Below are 19,061 nucleotides of genomic sequence, written 5' to 3' on the forward strand. Positions count from 1 at the left end.
AGTGTAAAATTGTTTTTACAAAAAGGCAAGTACAATAAAGTCTTGCCTTTTACATACATTGAATATTTACAACAGTACCCTCTTAGAATTTAGCGTATGCTCTGTCATTGCGTTCACGGCTTTGTCAACATCCTGTTGCTTCACAGCGTCATAAATTCGATAGTGTTCTCCATAGCAGTCATCCAAAAGCACCAGACTCTTACTCAGCCGGATTACGCAAGTCTTGTTGATCTCATCTACAGCCTCCCAGCAGGCATACAATATAGGATTCCGGGCACATTTTGCTATCCTGCAATGGAACTCACTATCAAAGTAAGAAACACTGTTAATGTCTTCTGCCTCAATGGCTCTTTTCAAATCATGCAGTATCTGCTCCAGGCAAAGAACATCCTCCTCTGTCCGCTTTTTCGTCGCCATGCTCACTGTTCCACGCTCGATGTATTCCCTGGCATCAAAAATCGCCTCAATATCCACATTCTCAAATTCAATCAGTTGGTAGAGCGGCTTCATAAACAGACTCAAATCCACCGTTTTCACAAAAGTGCCCTTCCCCTGTCGGATATCCAGAAGTCCCATCATATTCAGCTTCTTCATAGCTTCCCGAACAGTGATACGGCTCACGCTAAATTCCTCACACAGGACAGCTTCATTGGGCAGTTTTTCATTCAATTTATACACTCCAGTGATAATTCTTTCTTTTAACTGCTCCATCACATAATCGCACTTGGTTCCCTTATAGCCCTTATACGTCATGCTTCTTGCTCCCCTTTAAATCTTTAGTGTCGAATCTCCTGATAAACTTTATCGTATCTTAGGTGGTAATAAATGTCAATACCATTTTATTTTGTTTTATTCGCCTAGTCTCAAAGCCGCCAGTCTTTTCGGCCGTTCTCCCAACTTCCGAAAGGCTTTGCAATTGCTTCGCTCACATAGCAAACGCCCTTACCCAGACGCATAATTGACGCCGGACACTCCATGGAAATCGGACCATACAACTCAATTCTGGAAATCATTCTCTGCCAGGAATCGCCGCCTGGATTCGTAAAGTTGTGCACCTCGAACCGCTCCCTTGCATTCACAATATCACGAGGCCCAATGGTCGCCGCCCGGGGCGGAACTGCCCAAACATCGCCAGATGCCCCCATTGGCGCAAACAGAGAATTTTCACAAATCGTCAATGGACTCTCTGTCGTTACTCTGGAGCCCAATTTGCAAAATTCTTCCAGGGTATCAGCATGAAATTCTGCCACACCGGGATCAATAAATGCCGTATGCCCCGGCCATCCGGTTGCAGAATACACCACATCGGCTCCGCCTCCTCCCACTTCCTCAATGATGGAAGAGTACACGTTATCTCCCTTATTTTCGTTTGTAAACACATGCCAATGTTCTACATCCGGGCGAAGATCTTCTCTGATTTTCCCGTAAAAATGAGTACGGAAGGAATAACCAAGTCCTGCCCCATATGTAAGAGGCGCTACATTTCCGTCTTCATCCGCCCACTCATCCATCGCAAACATATCTACATTGCGGCAGCTCACGTTGTAGCGGTTAATCATCTCGGCAATCGCCTGATAAGTAGCCGGCCACTGATTTGGGAAAATTGCGGTAAAATGGGTATCCATCACATCACTCAAGTAGATGCGATGGAAAATGTCCTGTACCATCACCTGGGTCGGATCCAGAACAACCTTTACGCTATACCCGTTTTCGTTGGTATATTCCATGTCCTCCCGCTTGATATTACGCACAAAATCCAAAACTTCCGGTTCTCTGGTGGGAAGCCAACTTGCGGGCTGAAAGTTAAATTCGTAGTTGTTTTTTCTCATGTCTTTTTCCTCTTTTCCTTCTATTATTTTTAGTTTTTTACTATACAATGGCAAGCCACAAAATGCCCCGGTTCCACTTCAACAAATTTCGGAATTTTCTCACTGCACATCTCGCATTTCTCTGTGCATCTTGTATGGCAGGTACATCCTCCCGGCGGATCTAAAGGACTCGGCAAATCCCCCTCCATCAGAATCCGCTCTCTTTTCAGTTCCGGATCTGGGATTGGAATCGCTGAAATCAAAGCCTTCGTATAAGGGTGCAAGGGATTGGCAAACAGTGTCTCCTTCTCCGCAATTTCCACAATTCTGCCCAAATACATCACCGCAATCCGATCACAAATGTGTTTGACAACAGACAGGTTGTGTGAAATAAACATAAATGTCAATTGATATTCCGCTTTCAGCTTCTTCATCAAATTCAACACCTGCGCCTGCACCGACACGTCCAATGCCGATACCATTTCATCGCAGACAATAAAGCTCGGTTTCAGAATCAGCGCCCTTGCAATTCCTATTCTCTGTTGTTGTCCACCAGAAAACTCGTGCGGATAACGGGAAGCCACCTCAGGCGACAAACCGACAGTTAAAAGCACATCATCTACCATTTTTTGAACTAATTTCTTATTCCTTAAATCGATTCCCATTTGGCCAGCGTGAAAGAGTAACGGTTCCTCTACAATCTGACGAATCCGCATCCTAGGATTCAGCGATGCCAGCGGATCTTGAAAAATAATTTGCATAGAACTTCGCAGTTGTATCAATTCCTTGCTTTTCATTGCGTAAATATCTTTTCCTTCAAAATACACTTTTCCGCAAGTCTTTTCCAAAAGGCGAAGTGTCACTCGTCCAAGCGTAGATTTTCCACAACCAGACTCCCCAACCAATCCCAGAGTCTCTCCTCGCATAATCTCTAAATCAATACCATCCAGTGCCTTCAGATGTCGGGTTTTAAATCCTTCTGCCACGGGGAAATATTTTTTCAGGCCTTCTACCTTTACCAGTACATTATCATCCATTTTTTATCCCTCCGCTTTTAAAGCAGCGCACCATATGACCTTCACTCACAAATGTCTCATCCGGAACACCTTCCTTACAGCAAGCTTCACATTCATCACAGCGTTCCGCAAAAGAACACCCTTTAGGAAGTTCTCTCAAATTCGGCACAGAACCGCAGATATTATGCAGTTCCTCCTGATTATCCGAAAGTTTAGGAATAGCTTTCAGCAATCCACGAGTATATGGATGCTGAGGATTTTTAAAGATCTCATGTACCGTACCATACTCAATCACTTTTCCGCAGTACATGACAACAGCACGATCACACAGTTCTGCTATCACTCCTAGGTCATGTGAAATCATCAAAATGGATGTGCCCAGTTCATCTCTCAATTTTTTTATCAAGTCCAGAATTTGTGCTTGAATAGTTACATCCAATGCCGTTGTCGGCTCGTCCGCAATCAAAACCCGAGGATTACAACAAAGAGCCATGGCAATCATCACACGCTGGCGCATCCCCCCCGACATTGCATTCGGATAAACATCCACACGCTTTTCTGGCGATGGAATCCCTACTTCCTTCAGCATTCTAATGGCTTCTGCTCTTGCTTCCTTTCGTTTCAATCCTTGATGTTGTATCAAAGGCTCCATAATCTGTTCACCCACGGTGAGCAGCGGATTCAGAGAAGTCATTGGCTCTTGGAAAATCATAGAGATCTTATTCCCTCGAATGGCCATCATTTCTTTCTCCGAAAGTTCCAGCAGGTTCTTTCCTTCGAAAAGTATCTCTCCACCAACAATCTTCCCTGGCGGACTTGCCACCAGCCGCAATATCGAAAGAGAAGTAACGCTCTTTCCACAACCCGATTCACCTACGATTCCAAGGATCTCACCCTTTTTCACTTCAAAGCTAACTTTGTCTACCGCCTTTGCCACGCCTTTGCTAGAAAAGAAGTGTGTCTCTAGATCTTTTACCTTTAGTACACTCATATACCACCTCTTATTTCATTTTCATAGGATCAAGCCAATCACGCAGAGCATCTCCCAACAAATTCACGCACAATACCACGATAAATATAGTACAGGTAGGAACCATAATATAAGTAATTGAATGGTTCAGATACTGATTAGCATAGGAGAGCATAGAGCCCCAGGAAGGTGTGGGTGGTTGAATGCCCAGTCCCAAAAAGCTCATGCCAGCTTCCATTAGGATGGCCGTTGCAGCCACAAGAGAATACTCTACAGTGATAGAAGAAATACAGTTTGGCAGTATGGTTCGAAACATCACGTATCTCTTTTTGGCCCCAAATGCTCTTGCTGCTTCCACAAATTCTCTCTTTTTCAGTGACAGCACATTACTGCGAACAATTCTTGCAAATGCAGGAATATTTACAATCGAAATCGTTAATATCAAAGACAATGTAGATGGGTCCATAATGGTAATGATTAGAATTGCCAGCAAGAAAGACGGGAACGCAGAACATGCGTCCATAATACGCATAATCACATTGTCGGCAATTTTACCAAAATAACCTGCAGCCAATCCCATGGGAATACCTATCAATGCAGCCAGTGTCGCCGCACCAAATCCAACCGCAATACTGGGACGTGCTCCATAAACAATTCTTGACCATAAATCTCGTCCATACTCATCCGTTCCCAGCCAGTGCAACGACGATGGCCCTTTAAGGCTATTCATCATATCCATCTGTAACGGATCATACGTCGTAAATATTGATGGAAAGAATGCTAACAGGAGCACAAGGAGGACTACCGCAACGGCAAATATAGTCGTAATTTTTATTCGTCTAATTTTCATGCATCATCCTCCTTAGTTCAATTCAATACGTGGGTCAATCGTCGTATATACAATATCCACCAGCATGTTAATCAGAACGAAGGCCACAGCTATCAGTAAAACACCCGCTTGCACGACAGGATAATCACGATTTAATACAGATTGATAAATAAACCACCCTAGACCAGACCATCCAAATAACTGCTCTGTAATGATCGTTCCCCCTAGTAACGTTCCAAATTCTGAGCCCACTACTGTAATAAAAGTTACCAAAATATTTTTTAAAGCATGTTTAAAGTAAATCCGTCTTTTTGTAAGCCCCTTCGCTCTTGCTGTACGGATATAATTGGAACGTAGAATTTCAAGGGTCTCCGAACGAACAAAGCGAGTAAACACTGCCATCTCAAATAATCCCAAAGTAATCGCTGGCAAAACCAACAGGCGAATATTCTCTGCGGGATTCTCTGCAAAACTCACATAGCCGTTGGGTGGCAGCCACTTTAGCTTTACCGCAAACAGCATAATCAGAAGAAGTCCCACACAGAAACCTGGCATTGCTAACGCACTGGTACTCAACACTGTCAGTGCCTGATCCACCAATGTTCCCTTTTTGATAGCCGATAGGAGTCCCAATGGCACAGATACCAGAATCGCAAGCGTCAGCGACACTATAATCAGTTCTAAGCTAACAATCACCTTCTGTGCAAGCATCTCTCCCACATCAGCGCCATTTCTGAGCGAAATTCCAAATTCCCCCTTCAAACAGTCGCCAATCCAAACAAGATACTGCGTTGTGATAGGCTTGTCCAATCCAAGCGATGTAGCAATTTGATCATAATTTTCTTGCGACTGATCACCATAAGGCCCGATTTTTGCCATAACTGGATCTCCCGGTGCAAGACGAATCGCCGCAAAAACTACAACTGTTACCATAAAAAGCACAACCACTGCCATTGCTAGCCTTTTGACGCAGTATTTAATCAGTGATGATATACGCAAATCTATACCTCCCAGACCAATTTCTGTGTACTGCCGGTCCAAACTAGCCGGCAGTACAAAATCACTTGTTTTCCTTCTTGTGCAATGGCTTATTTTAAAGTTACACCCTTCAAAAATACGTGTCCCATATTATTAATGGTGAGTCCTTCCACACGATCCATAAGCCCAACAATCTGCGGAACTTCCATATAGGTGTATACTGGGCACTCAGTAGCTACTATCGTCTGAATCTCCTCGTAAATACCTGCTCTCTTTGTCTCATCTGTTTCTGTCACACCCTGTTCAATCAGCTCATTCAACCTTGGCAAATCTGAAGTCTGATAATCTACCAACTGAGAAAGAATAATGGAGCAGTAGGTAGAAGGATCACTTCCTACCATAGCATAATTGTTGTCAATCATATCATAAGTTCTGTTTAAGTATGTGTCCAACCATACAGAGAACTCCGCCTTCTTAATATTCATCGTAATGCCGATCTGTGCCAAATCTGCCTGCCAAATCATGGCAGCTTTTTCACCCTCTGCATAGCCACTCAGAAGCACCATATCAAACTCAAAGCCATCCTTATACGGCGTAGTTGCCAGAAGTTCCTTTGCAGCTTCCAGATTATATTCCACTTCATCGACAGCCTTATAATATTTTGCTCCTGACGGCAGACAGCTTGTTGCCGATTTTGCAATTCCACCATATACCTGCTCATTAATCAACTCTGCATTAAACGCCATCTTCATAGCTTTTAAGACATCCGGATTCTTAAAGGCTTCCACATTGTGGCGTCCGATTTCAAATTCCTCTACCTTGTTGGAGGATTTGGATTGAAGCACTTTAAGACCATCCTTGCTTTCCAAAATCTCCTTATTCTCTACGGTCAACATAGTTAACACATCTAAGGTTCCTGCCTCCATATTCGTAATAGCAACAGAATAATCCGGGAACGGCTTAATCACTAATTTTTCTGCCACAATCGTATCCGCATCCCAATATTCCTCATATTTCTCCAAAGTAATATTGTCATTCGGTGTCCAACTCACAAATTTATATGCGCCGGTTCCTATTGGAGTAACGTTTAAAGAATCCGAATCGGTACTCTTACTCATAATTGGAGTATAGGCAATACTGTCCAGGAACGCCGGATTTGGGCTTGAAAGTTTAAAGGTTACCTGATAGTCATTGTCTGCCGTCACGTCTTCCACCATCGTATATTGAGTAATACGCCATGCAGCATTTGCCTCGTTCTGAATCCACTCAAAGGTATATACAACATCATCCGCTGTAAAAATTTCCCCATTGTGGAATTTAACACCCTCACGAAGTTTAAACGTATAAGTCGTATCATCTACAACCTCGTATTCCGTCGCTAGATCTGTGACATACTCCATGTTTTCATCCAAATGGATTAATGTCTCATAGCAGTTAAACGCAAACAGAGATATGAAATTTAATGTCTGATTTGTCTGTGGGTTAAAATCATCAATATCACCATTGATACCTATCACCAATTCATTTCCGCAAGTACTGGTCGCTACTGCTTCTTCATCCACCGCACCTTCCGTAGTCGTTGGAGGCTCTGTTTCTTTTGAACCACAACCCGCAAAACACGTGGAAATCATTGCAAGTGCCATAAGTACTGCTAATAGTCTCTTCTTCATATTTTTCCTCCTATGAATGAATATATATTCTTAAACACCTAATCCTCAATAATAAGTGCCCTTGCAGGTGCGCAACTGGTATGCATAAAGTTTGCGGCCAAAATAGTTAACTTACAGCGTTCCGCAGTGCACTGCTCCAGATTCACAAATGGGCCCGCCATCAGAATATTAGCTTCATAGAAAGTCTGAAAGAACCCCTGTGGTTCCTCCAGATTATCCCACCTTGCAGAATCAGCTCCCAAAATAAATGGTTTCTTATCAATGAGCCACATCATAGCATCCCTCGTAAAATATGGAGCGCCATCCAGATTATGTGGATCAAACCAGTAACGTCCCCAGCCTGTTCCCACCAAAATCGCATCGCCTTCTTTGATGCAGGATACATTCTTGCACGCCTCTAGTTCCTCTACCGTGATCCCATGGCGTCCCTTCTCCAAATCCATGTTAAACATCCCGATGTTCAAAACCACACAAGGAACTTCGTATGTCCTTTCCGCCGGTACATCTGAAAGCAAATAACTGTTGTCATTTCCAAAGTAATGAGCTGGCGTTTCCAAATAGGTTCCTGTCTGAGAATGAACGCCCTCAAAAAGTTCTGCCCCAACAGTCTGTCCTCCCAGCCAACCGATCGGGGGTAGTGGTTTGATATTAATCGATGTGAATGGTGGATCGTAATTCCACATTCCATGATCAATTTTTCCTGTGATGTCAATGATCCTTCTCATTTTTTAGCCTCCTTTTCTTTTGTTATAATAAACAATCGAGATTCTTCCCTTTGAGACACGATTACGTAGGAATACTCTCACCGTTTAATATGACCTTTTTTACATGCACCATATCATCAATCAAAATCAGATTCGCCATTTTCCCATTCTCTAAACTACCCACTCTATCATCAATTCCAAGCAATCTTGCCGGATTGAGCGAAGCAAATCGAATGGCATGGCAAAGACCATATCCTGTATGCTTCATCAGATTTCTACAAGCATTGTCAAGAGTAAGGTGACTGCCTGCCAAATGCCCCTCGTAATCATAGTTCAAATCTGGACCATAGGCGACTCCATCTGCTTCATTGTTCGCAAAATCACCGCTAAGCGGCATAGAATCCGTAATTAATATAATCCGCTCAATGCCTTTTGTCCGAACCACCATCTTGAGCAAATCCGGCGCCACATGAATTCCGTTTTCATCACAAATCAGTTCGGCATAAACATCTGGATCATATAGCGTATATTCATCACAGCCAGCGCCCACAGTTCCCTGGGCAAACCCCGGTGCTTTACCCGAATCGCCGTGATGAGTTTGCAACCGCAAGCCATATTTCTTCATTCTTCTACAATCTGCTGCAGTTGCATTGGAATGCCCCATGGCAAAAATCGCAGTTGTATCCTTTTTGCGGACATATTTTATAAAGTCTTCAATCCCCTCTCTCGCTGGATCAACGGCCCAGATTCTTGCATATCCTTTTACCGCCTCCACCAGAGGTGCATATTCCCGCTCATGAATCTTGCCTCCCCACAGAATAAATTTCTGATTGCTTCCTGTACCATTCATATAAGGGCCTTCCATATACAGTCCATCCATGATACGTCCAACGCCTGTCTGAGCTTCTTTTCTGATTTTTTTTACACCCAGGAGCATTTGTTCCAAACTCAGATTACAGTAAAGCGTCGGCAAAACTGTAGTTTCTCCATGCCGCACAAAATATTCTGCACACTTTAATGGTTCTTCACAGAACAGAGCATCTACAGAGCCATGATTGTGAATATCAATCAAACCTGGTGCCGTGTAAATACCTTCTGCATCTATAATTTCAGCATCCTCAGGTATCGTCACTTCCGATGCTTGGCCGACTTCTATAATCCTCTCGCCCTCCCAAGTCAGTGCTCCATCCCATACGATTCCATCCTCCAAAATCAGTTTCGTGTTGACAATCGCTTTCATAATTGTATCATCCCCTAATTTATTACCATCTCTTGCTAAAAAATAATATATATTATCATATGATGTTTTGCTCTTCAACCACTTTTCTATTTGTTTTACTAACTCTTTCTTTCGTTCTATTATTTTAATAATTAAACTATACAGTACGCACATACTTTCTGTCAAGCTTTATTTTTTTGTCACCGGTATTTTATGAGATTTAGTCGAATTTTTTATTACCATTCTGTCTATTATGTTAATATTGTATTTTATTATCAATTCATATATTGGAATATATTGCATAATTTCTCATTTATTCTTATTTATTTTGTCGATTTATACTCATTTTTGTTTTTTTACCAATCAAAGCTATTTTTTCAATTTCTTCTTGACTTTACGCATATTTATTTCTATAATCACTTTATATTAAATTTAATAATTAAATTATTGAAAGGAGCACATAAATATGACAAACCGAATCACCCACTTACGAGAATTACTCTTTTCCGGATACCATAAGAATTTCCGAAAAGAATCATTGGAGCTTTCTATTCTAAATGATGAGACAAGGTCTCTTCCCTTCCCCATCCGCAAAGCAATGGCCTTTCGCTTGGCATTGGAGCACATGCCTATTTTTCTTCCGGAAGGCGATCTTATCTGCGGTGGAAAAACCGTTTATCAATTGCCCACTTATATAACAGAAGAAGAAATCGAATGGGGCAACCATAACTTTGAAACCAAGGGCTATAATAACGCTTTTGACAACTGCTTCAATCTAGGCCAGGACGAACGAGGCTTTGCGCTCAATGACAGCAGTATCCCTGCTTATTACAAAATCATTCCTATGGGAATCCCTACTCTTATCCAAGAAGCCCGTACCAAAAAGGCGGCTGCAAAAAGCAATGAAGAGAAAACCTATTACGAATCAGTTATTATCTCAAATACTGCAGCCCTCAGCTTAATGAAGCGTTATGAGGATTACATAAGGGATTTCGTTAACAAAGAGGTAAACAAAACTCGTCAAGCGGAGCTGATGCAAATGGCAGATAACTTAAAACAACTCCAAATCGGCGCTCCTCAAACCTACTGGCAGGCCTGCCAGCTAATGTACTTTATCCAATTCCTCATTTGGGTGGAAGGTGGTTATTTGATCCCATTGGGACGTACAGATCAAATTCTTTATCCCTTTTACAAAAAGGATCTGGATGAGGGTATCCTGACGAAAGAATTTGCCTTTGAAATTTTAGAGGCATTCTTTATGAAGCTGAATTATGAAATTGATCGAACTCATGGTGAGGCTATTAAAATCAACAGCGATACCGGCCAATCCATTACGATCGGCGGTATTGATCCCGTTACCGGAGAGGATGTAACCAACGATCTCACCATGATGATTCTGGATGCCAAATGCGATATGAAGGTAACCGATCCTAAAGTTCATTTGCGCATCCATAAGGGCACACCTGATGCCATCTGGCAGAAGGCTGCTTATCTGAACAGCCTTGGAATGGGATTTCCAACCTATGAGAATGACGAAGCCATCATTGCCTCCCTTATGAACCAACCGGAATACACCTTGGAAGATGCTCGTGATTATGCCGCCTCCGGATGCTGGGAGGTTACAATCCAAGGCAAGGCCTTCAACCGCAACCTTGGCGGTATCTGCTGCTTGAGGTGTCTCGAATGGGCTTTAAATAACGGACAATATTTTCTCGGCGTTCCAAACGAAGAAACAGCTCAGGGGCTTATCGGTGATCGCTACGGCATCCCAACCGGTAATCTTGAATGGTTTGATTCCTACCGAAAGCTGTTCAATGCCTTCAAGGTACAGATGAAGCATAATATAGATATGGTTTCCTCCTACCTGAATCGTGCCATGATTTCACCTTCGCCTTTCTACTCTTCTATGATGGAAGACTGTCTGGAAAAAGGTAAGGATTTTGACGAGTACGGCGTACGTTATACGGAAACAGATTTTCAATTATCAGCCCTTTCCAATTGTGCAGACGCCCTTTATGCAATCCGCAAATTGGTTTATGAAGATAAGGAATACACCTTAAAAGAATTTGTAGAAATATTAAAAAATAACTGGGAAGGCCATGAACAACTCCGCCAACGAATATTGAACGAACTCCCCAAATTCGGAAACAATGTCCGGGAAGTGGATCAAATCGCTGATGAAATCGTCGCATACTATACCCAGGAAGTCACCAAGCACCACAATCCCGGCGGACATACATACCGTGCCAGGGTCAGCAGCGCCACCAACTATGTATACGGTTCCCAGATTCTTGGCGCATCCGCAGACGGCCGCAAGGCACGGGATTATTACAGTGATAACCTTTCTCCCCAAATGGGTGCAGATAAAAACGGGCCAACTGCTATTGTATTATCCTGCGGCAAAGTAGACTTCTCCCACTGCTCCGGCGGGGGCGTTCTGGATATGAAGTTCCACCCTTCCGCATTAAGCAGCCAGGAAGGACGAGACAAATTTATTGCAATGATTAAAGCATATTTTCAGGTAGGCGGACTCCAGGTACAGATCAACGTCCTTGATAACCAGGTCTTGCTTGATGCCAAAAAACACCCGGAAAAATATCCGGATCTGATTGTTCGAATCTGGGGATTCTCAGCTTATTTTGTTGCAATTCCTGAGAAATTCCAGGATCACATCATCGCACGTTCCACCTTGGCGTTTTAATACGTTTGAAAAAGCTTCCCCGGCTGCCGCACATTTTATGACAGCCGGGGAAATATATTTTCAGGAGGTATTCCAATGAAAGCTGAAATTTTTGATATTAAACGTTATGCTGTACATGATGGTCCCGGCATCCGCACCACATTTTTCTTAAAGGGTTGTCCCCTTCACTGTCTTTGGTGTCAAAATCCGGAGTCTATGCACCGAGAGCAGGAAATTGTCTTAACGCGGATAAAATGCATTGGCTGCGGCGCTTGTAAAGCAGCCTGTAATAAATTGGATAATACTCTTCGACTTCCCAAAAGCCAGTGTACCCTGTGCGGAAAGTGTATAGAAGCATGCAAAACCGGCGCTCGTCATTTTGCAGCAAAACTTTTGTCTCCCGAAGAAACTGCCATGCTCGCTTCAGAAGATAAGCTTTTTTATGATTTATCCGGCGGAGGTGTTACTTTCTCCGGCGGTGAATGTCTCACTCACGCTCAGTTTATGGAGCACACGCTGCGGCTGTGCAAGGAATCCGGACTTCATACCACAGTAGACACCTGTGGTTTTGTTCCTTTTGAAACCTTTAAACGAGTCCTTCCCTATACAGATCTTTTTTTATATGATATTAAGATTTTAGATCCCCTGCGCCACAAAGAATATACCGGACAGCACAATTCGCTTATTTTGTCCAATGTTAAAGCCCTGGCTCTGGCAGGCGCAAATCTTATTCTTCGTGTTCCTCTTATCCCAGGTTACACGGATAATCCGGAAGATATCAATGCAATCGGAGACTTTATTTTGCAAGAGCTTCACAACGATATTCTTCGGATAGAGCTTCTTCAGTATAACCGTCTGGCCGCTTCTAAATACGGCAACTCTACCATTTATAATGATGGCGGTCCCGGCGAATATCCTCTGCCTGATTTAACACCACAGACAAAGGAATATATCTCACATTTAAGCCGCATTCTGTCTGATAAAGGGATCTCCGTTTTTTGCGAAACTATTTGATTTCAATTTGACAAATCAAATCTCCACATATATGATAAAGTTATAATAAACACATAGGAGAAACTATGAATCCCGCTGCTCTAACAATAAAAAAGAACAATAAAAAAAGGATTTTAAATTATACAATCACCAGCGAGGACGCAACTCGCATCAAACTGAGCGCCGCCCTTGGCCTGAGCGCCGGGACAATCACGAATCTTGTAACGGAGCTTATTCACCAAAACCTTCTTCTGGAGGGAAGAGAGGCCTATTATAAGCATGGACGTAAAACAAAATTTCTGAAATTTAACGGAGATTATGCATATATTCTCTGCGCTGAAATGTCCGAACAGGATGCTCTTCTACTTACAGTATGCAATCTTTTAGGCGAAAAAATTGTTGCAAATACGATCCGTATGTCATTTACCGCTTCCCCTGATAACTCGGTGCAAAATATCATGCGGGCTTTTATCAACCATATTTGTTCGTTTTTAGACCAGTTGGAGGATTCTATTCGCCAAAAGCTGTGCGCCCTTGCCGTCAGTATTAACGGTATGGTAGACACAAATAAAATGATTGATATGCCTCTTTATAATTGGCAGAACGTAAATCTTTCCACCCCTTTAGAAGCCGCAGTCCATTTGCCCATTTATATAGACAATATTTCTCGAATCAAATCCGTTTACGAAACCCGCTATGTAAATCATACAATCAAAAATATCATTTATTTAAACCTATCTCCAGGTATTGGTATTGCACATTATTTTAACGGGAAATTAATATGCGGCCTAAATGGAATCAGCGGAGAGGCCGGCCATATGACCCTGAAAGTTGACGGCGAAAAATGCTATTGCGGCAATTCCGGCTGTTTTGAGGTTTACTGCGGCCATAAAGCTTTACTTAACAGACTGAAAAGAGGGCTTTCCACCCTGGATGACTATGATGTACTTTATCGCTTGGTGATTGAGCAGCAGATGCCATTGACTCTGGACACTCTGGATCTCGCTCTAAAAAAAGGAAGTATTTATGCAAACGAGCTTCTTATGGAAACAGGAAAATACCTGGGTTACGGTTTGGTCAATCTTATCAATATTTTTGACCCGGATCTTTTTATCATTTCTGGTTATGGAATGGATTTTGATCCCTTCATTATGGAAGTTGCTTTAGCCGAGGCTCGCAGTCGAATTGTAAATACCTTTCGACGAGAAATCCGTATGGAACATGCCCGCCTAAAAAAAGAGGAAAACTATAAAGCACTTACTGCATATGTGCTGAATGACAAGTTGGATGAATTGGCTTCACGGTAGTCATTTTACACCGCAGAGCGGGTATGCTGTACCATCTTCTTTCGTGCAGCATACCCTCCTTCATCTTAATCTCTGTTGATTTATATCAATTGCTATCATAATACTTCCGCTATCAGAACTTCCATCCCATACCCCTCTAACTGCGCCCGAACCTCCGGCGTAATCCGATTATCCGTTACAATCCGATCCACATCCGCAAAATCCGCATACCCCACCTGTGCACAGGCAGAGAACTTTCCTGAATCGCAAAGAATAAAGACCTCATTGGAATTACGCATAGCAGTTTCATCCATTCTGGCCGTATCAAAGTCGGTCGTAGTAAAATACTGCTTCATATCACAGCCATCCGTTCCCAAAAAGCATTTGGTAAAATGAACCTTTGATATGGCCAGCTCCGCCAAATAACCGCTGAAATCCTTCCGGTTTGCCCGATATTCTCCACCAATAAGTGTAATCGGCATACAAGGAGACAAAATTTCAAAATTCGCCAGGGAATTGGTATAAACCCGAAGCTCAAACGGCTTTTCCTCCATCCGATGAGCAAGCTCCATGCAAAAACAGAGAACCGTCGTTCCCACATCACAAAAGATGACATCCCCATCCCGCAGCAGGTCGCATGCTCTCTTCCCGATTGCATTTTTTTCCTCAATCTTGCTTTTAACCACCTGTTCAAAAGAATATTCCTGAGGATTCTTTACCGGAAGCTGTATTCCTCCGTGAATTCTTATGAGCTTTCCCTCTGCCTCCAATCTGGAAAAAAGGCGTCTTGCTGTGGATTCCGAAATCTCAAGGAACTCCACCACATCTGCCAGTTCCAGTCTTCCTTTAATTCTCAGCCTGTTCATCAGAGCCTGTTCCCGATTGTAATTCATTTGTTCTCCTTCTGGTGTATCACATCTTTCAATAGAAATCTAATGCGTACAACTCCCCCTTTTTCTGGTAGTATAACATAAAATCTTTTATTTGTACACCCCGCTTTGATTGTTTCACTCATATTTTTGTTGACTATTGAGCGAAACAGTCTTAAAATATGAGTAGAATCCATATAACTTTATTCCGGCAATGCAAAGATTGAATCTCAGCCTTTTTATCTTGAAGCATTGGGAAACAAGCTATCGGAAATATTATTTTATAAGGAGATGTGTACCTATGCCTTTACTTCAAGTAACCCCTTACGATCAGCAATTTTACAAAGAGTATCTGGAGAACTTTCTTCCGGACACTTTCATTGACTGCCACAACCACATTTGGCTTCAGCGTTTTGTCACCGGTGAGCTTTCCGCCAGCCGTTCCTGCGCCTGGCCGGAAATGGTTGCAAAAGATAATTCCATTGAGGATTTGATGGAAACGAACCTGGAGCTGTTCCCTGGAAAGCGTGTGATTCCCGTTTTATATTCTCATGTGAATATTGCCGTAGATACCGTACAATCCAATCAGTATGTACAGGAATGCGCCAAAACCCACCAGCTTCCGGCTCTCTATCTTTCACGGCCGGAGGAACCCTTGGAGGAAATCGAACGTCATGTGGCTGAAGGAAATTTCTGCGGCCTCAAGGTATATCTGGAATATGCTCCTTCCTATATACCTACTAACGAAATCCGAATCTATGATTTTCTTCCTCCCAATCAGCTTGCCTTAGCAGACAAGCACGGCTGGGTCGTGCAGCTTCATATTGCCCGCCCTAAAAGACTGGCGGATCCCCTGAATTACGTCCAGCTTCTGGAGATTGAACAAAAATATCCGAATCTCCAGCTTCTGGTCGCACATCTTGGCCGTGCTTATGCCGATGAGGATTTGGGGGATGCACTTGAATATTTAAAAAATACGGAAAAAACCGTATGGGATTTCACAGCAAATACCAACGCCTATGTAATGGAGCAGGTTCTCAATTACTTTGGACCGGATCGCTTTATCTATGGCTCTGATTTTCCAATTTTCCGTATGAAGGCCCGCCGTGTGGTAGAAAATGGTTTTTACATCAACGAGATCCCGGCCGGTTCCTTAGGCGATGTGTCGGCCGATCCCCACATGCGGGAAATCTCTGGACCCGATAAAGAAAAAATCACCTTCTTCATTTATGAGGAAATCGCCGCCTGCAAAAGAGCCGCCGAAAAACTGGGACTTAGCCAAACGGATATTGATAAAATTTTCTACAGGAACTCGGCCCGGATCTTTGGGCTGACTTCATAAGTGTGCAGCAGCTTCAAATGGTTCATTATCTAAAAAAGCTTCGTAAAATCAAAAGGACGCTTTGATTTGTCCGCTTGGTTTCTTACCTGGAAAATGCAATCAGGACATCTCACCCGGAAATTTAATTCCTTGAGATGTCCTGATTTTTATTACAATGGCAGTTTTTGGTTACTGACTGGTGCGGTGTAAATTGGGAAATATTTTATCCTACCGCTTCTGCTGCAGATCAAACTCCTCCATATAAGCCTTCTCCGATTCCAGATACTTTCTGGAGGTATCAATCACCGAACCGTCTTTATACTTCCGATCTCCCACATCCTCCGTAGTTCCCATAACGGTAATGTTAAGCTGTCGGCGGCGTGCACGCACATGATCCCAGTCCACAAAGTAAACATGGGCAAATTCTCCGCCGTCCAGCTCCCCATCCTTAATGGTCATGGTCTCGCTCCTTCCGAAAAACACGGAACGCAGATGTCCGTCTGTGTTCTTGCTGGTATAATCTCCCGGCTCATTCACATAACGGCCAAACTGGGTGTGAATCGGTCCCGGGTGACGGTACTGATTCTCCTCCGCAAAATCCGGGATCATCTTGCGCATAATATCCAGCAGGTCGTGCTGAAGGTATTCCAGATCAAAGGTGTCAAGATCATGTGACGCCTCCTGTACCATAACGGAGCAGGTAGTATGATGGGAAGCTATGCAGACTGTTCCATTCTTTATGCCGGATTCCTTTACGATCTCAATTACCTCTTTGGATACATCGTGAAAGGTGGGAATCCATCCCCTCGACTGCAGCTCCAGTTCTTTCTGTACCATTTTGAATTCCATATGCTTCCTCCTTTTTTGTTTCTATATTTTTCTTTTAGTATATATTTCAAAGATACTTTTGTCAATAATATTTTTTATTTAGAAAGTTTTAGAAAACTATTGAAAATATTTCGGAAACAATATATGATAAAAACACAGAGCGGATTTCTGGCTGTGTTTCTATGCCAGTGTGCGAAAATTCCTTAAAAATTAGGGATTTATTCATTTTATGCCTATTTATTCCATACCAAAAAATCAAACTTAAAAAGGAGGACCTTTTATGAAACACGAAACGAAAGAACGTATTCTCGCCGCTTTCACTATCGAAAGTGATTCTATTCTTGCCACCCGTGATGTTTTTGATCCGGAAGCCTTCGAAAAGGCTGTTGATATTTTGTCTACTGTGCCTCGAATCGGAACTACCGGCTGTGGACATTCCGGGATTGCCTGTATGCACTTTGCTCATTCCCTGTGCTGCGTGGAGCGCCCGGCCCGATTTCTATCGCCTGCCGAGGCGGTCCACGGCGCTTCCGGCTTTCTTAAGAAAGGCGATGCCCTTGTCTGGGCCTCCAGGGGAGGAAAAACCGATGAGCTTTTCGGTATTTTGGATATTTGCCATACGAAAGAAGTGACCGTTATCGGCGTAACGGAAAACCTCTCTTCTCCCCTTGCCGCCAAATCCCATATTGTGCTTCCCATGAAGGTCACCTCCGAAACAGATCGCTATAACAGCCAGGGTACCTCAAGCTTTACGGCCCTCGCTGCTGTCTTTGACGCTCTCCAGACAGGGATCATAGAGGAAACAGGCTATCAAAATGAGCAGTTCGCCCTGATTCATCCGGGCGGCGCTGTTGGAAAACGTCTGAATAAAAGCGATTCCTAAAGAAAGGTTTCATTGTCCCTTTTGCCGGATTATGTTATACTGATAAGCAAAAGACCACCGAATACTCAAAAACAGCGAGGGATTTTCTTATGGATCACGAATTGAAAATAGATTTTCGAAGACAGCGGATTCTGGAGCTGCTTGCCCAGGAGGGTCAGGTGAAGGTGACGCAGCTAAGCGAATTGTTTCACACTACGCCTGTGACAATCCGAAGCGATCTGGCCGCTTTGGAGAAGGACGGCTACTTGAAAAGAGTTACCGGCGGCGCTGTCCAGACCGTGCGGAATTTCTATACTATGGATGCCCAGCAGCGCAAGAGTTATAATCTGGAAGCTAAGACTGCCATTGCAAAGACTGCCGCCCAGCTTATTGAGGACGGGGACACTCTGCTTATTAACTCCGGAACCACTACCCTTCTGATTGCCACAGAGTTAAAGAAGCGCAATAGTCTGAATATTGTAACGAATTCTATGGCCGTAGCCGTGGAGCTTGCAAGCTGTCCGACCTTCCGGGTCCTTCTTCTGGGAGGCGAGGTGAATGCTCAGTATTCTTTTTCCTATGGAAATACGGCACTGGAGCAGTTGGGACGGTATAAGGCCGACAAAGCAATTCTCTCCATTGACGGCATACACAGCCAGGCCGGGATTACTACTTATCATGCGGAGGAATCGCCTATCTGCCGTATGATGCTGGAGCGTTCCCATGAAACTATTGTGGCTGCGGATTTTTCCAAATTTGGATTTGAGAGCTTTTCCAATATTGCGGATCTTCAAAGGGCTGATTATTATGTGACGAATAAAATAGCAGATGCGGATACGGTTGCTGCTATTGAAGAATTGGGGAAAAAGGTGATTTTTGCTGATTGATAGGCCGAGAGTACTCAGGACAGGATGCATCTCCTGTTAGGAAAATGTGTTTATAGAGGATATTGGATGTTAAAAAACAGGACCTTGGATATTGAAATTCCACCGGTCCTGTTTTTATTTTTTAACTTTATAACTTTCCGC

17 protein-coding genes are annotated in these 19,061 nt (G+C 43.2%); 6 read left to right on the forward strand and 11 right to left on the reverse strand.

All coding sequences use genetic code 11. From position 1 onward, the window contains the following. Positions 1-66: 66 nt before the first annotated feature. The 9 genes from VSQ61_RS14045 to VSQ61_RS14085 all read right to left on the reverse strand — a co-directional run bounded on the left by VSQ61_RS14045 (position 67) and on the right by VSQ61_RS14085 (position 9,215). On the reverse strand, positions 67-753 hold the full coding sequence (locus VSQ61_RS14045; protein ID WP_334345021.1) for a FadR/GntR family transcriptional regulator: 687 nt from the start codon (positions 751-753) through the stop codon (positions 67-69). Positions 754-863: 110 nt separating this feature from the next. Next, positions 864-1,829, reverse strand: a complete 966-nt coding sequence (locus VSQ61_RS14050) for a 6-phosphogluconolactonase (protein WP_334345022.1) — start codon at positions 1,827-1,829, stop codon at positions 864-866. Positions 1,830-1,858: 29 nt separating this feature from the next. Then, a complete protein-coding gene (locus VSQ61_RS14055; RefSeq protein ID WP_334345023.1) occupies positions 1,859-2,845 on the reverse strand; it encodes an ABC transporter ATP-binding protein in 987 nt (328 codons plus the stop codon). Then, positions 2,838-3,815 (reverse strand): ABC transporter ATP-binding protein, encoded by a 978-nt coding sequence (locus tag VSQ61_RS14060; RefSeq protein WP_334345024.1) that lies wholly within the window; start codon positions 3,813-3,815, stop codon positions 2,838-2,840. Before VSQ61_RS14060 ends, VSQ61_RS14055 begins: the two co-directional genes overlap by 8 nt. A 10-nt stretch (positions 3,816-3,825) precedes the next feature. Continuing rightward, entirely contained in the window at positions 3,826-4,644 is an 819-nt protein-coding gene (locus VSQ61_RS14065; RefSeq protein WP_334345025.1) for an ABC transporter permease, read from the reverse strand. A 12-nt stretch (positions 4,645-4,656) separates the two neighbouring features. Beyond that, positions 4,657-5,622: an ABC transporter permease gene (locus VSQ61_RS14070; protein ID WP_334345026.1), complete on the reverse strand. Its 966-nt coding sequence runs from the start codon at positions 5,620-5,622 to the stop codon at positions 4,657-4,659. 89 nt (positions 5,623-5,711) lie between these two features. Further along, positions 5,712-7,271 (reverse strand): ABC transporter substrate-binding protein, encoded by a 1,560-nt coding sequence (locus tag VSQ61_RS14075; protein WP_334345027.1) that lies wholly within the window; start codon positions 7,269-7,271, stop codon positions 5,712-5,714. Between the two features lie 38 nt (positions 7,272-7,309). Further along, positions 7,310-7,996 (reverse strand): cyclase family protein, encoded by a 687-nt coding sequence (locus tag VSQ61_RS14080; protein ID WP_334345028.1) that lies wholly within the window; start codon positions 7,994-7,996, stop codon positions 7,310-7,312. Positions 7,997-8,057: 61 nt separating this feature from the next. Then, positions 8,058-9,215, reverse strand: a complete 1,158-nt coding sequence (locus VSQ61_RS14085) for an N-acetylglucosamine-6-phosphate deacetylase (RefSeq protein WP_334345029.1) — start codon at positions 9,213-9,215, stop codon at positions 8,058-8,060. Positions 9,216-9,732: 517 nt separating this feature from the next. On the opposite strand from VSQ61_RS14085, the gene VSQ61_RS14090 reads away from it, so the two are divergent. The 3 genes from VSQ61_RS14090 (at position 9,733) to VSQ61_RS14100 (ending at position 14,174) form a co-directional block, all read left to right on the forward strand. Continuing rightward, complete coding sequence (locus VSQ61_RS14090) at positions 9,733-11,895, forward strand: pyruvate formate lyase family protein (protein ID WP_334345030.1); 2,163 nt, start codon at positions 9,733-9,735, stop codon at positions 11,893-11,895. 75 nt (positions 11,896-11,970) lie between these two features. Next, positions 11,971-12,888, forward strand: coding sequence for a glycyl-radical enzyme activating protein (locus VSQ61_RS14095; RefSeq protein ID WP_334345031.1), 918 nt, complete (start codon positions 11,971-11,973; stop codon positions 12,886-12,888). A gap of 65 nt (positions 12,889-12,953) precedes the next feature. After that, positions 12,954-14,174 (forward strand): ROK family protein, encoded by a 1,221-nt coding sequence (locus tag VSQ61_RS14100; RefSeq protein ID WP_334345032.1) that lies wholly within the window; start codon positions 12,954-12,956, stop codon positions 14,172-14,174. A 95-nt stretch (positions 14,175-14,269) separates the two neighbouring features. Here VSQ61_RS14100 and VSQ61_RS14105 read toward each other — a convergent pair whose 3' ends face one another. Continuing rightward, complete coding sequence (locus VSQ61_RS14105; RefSeq protein WP_334345033.1) at positions 14,270-15,046, reverse strand: DeoR/GlpR family DNA-binding transcription regulator; 777 nt, start codon at positions 15,044-15,046, stop codon at positions 14,270-14,272. A 277-nt stretch (positions 15,047-15,323) separates the two neighbouring features. On the opposite strand from VSQ61_RS14105, the gene VSQ61_RS14110 reads away from it, so the two are divergent. Next, on the forward strand, positions 15,324-16,364 hold the full coding sequence (locus VSQ61_RS14110; RefSeq protein WP_334345034.1) for an amidohydrolase family protein: 1,041 nt from the start codon (positions 15,324-15,326) through the stop codon (positions 16,362-16,364). 207 nt (positions 16,365-16,571) lie between these two features. Here the strand turns inward: VSQ61_RS14110 and VSQ61_RS14115 are convergent, their stop codons facing one another. Continuing rightward, entirely contained in the window at positions 16,572-17,192 is a 621-nt protein-coding gene (locus VSQ61_RS14115) for a YjbQ family protein (RefSeq protein ID WP_334345035.1), read from the reverse strand. A 259-nt stretch (positions 17,193-17,451) separates the two neighbouring features. On the opposite strand from VSQ61_RS14115, the gene VSQ61_RS14120 reads away from it, so the two are divergent. Further along, positions 17,452-18,054 (forward strand): SIS domain-containing protein, encoded by a 603-nt coding sequence (locus VSQ61_RS14120; protein WP_334345036.1) that lies wholly within the window; start codon positions 17,452-17,454, stop codon positions 18,052-18,054. Between the two features lie 89 nt (positions 18,055-18,143). Next, positions 18,144-18,920, forward strand: a complete 777-nt coding sequence (locus tag VSQ61_RS14125) for a DeoR/GlpR family DNA-binding transcription regulator (RefSeq protein ID WP_334345037.1) — start codon at positions 18,144-18,146, stop codon at positions 18,918-18,920. The last annotated feature ends 141 nt before the right edge of the window (positions 18,921-19,061 follow it).

This window comes from Candidatus Merdisoma sp. JLR.KK006 (genome assembly GCF_036941035.1).
In the GTDB taxonomy this organism is placed as follows: Bacteria; Bacillota; Clostridia; order Lachnospirales; family Lachnospiraceae; genus Laedolimicola.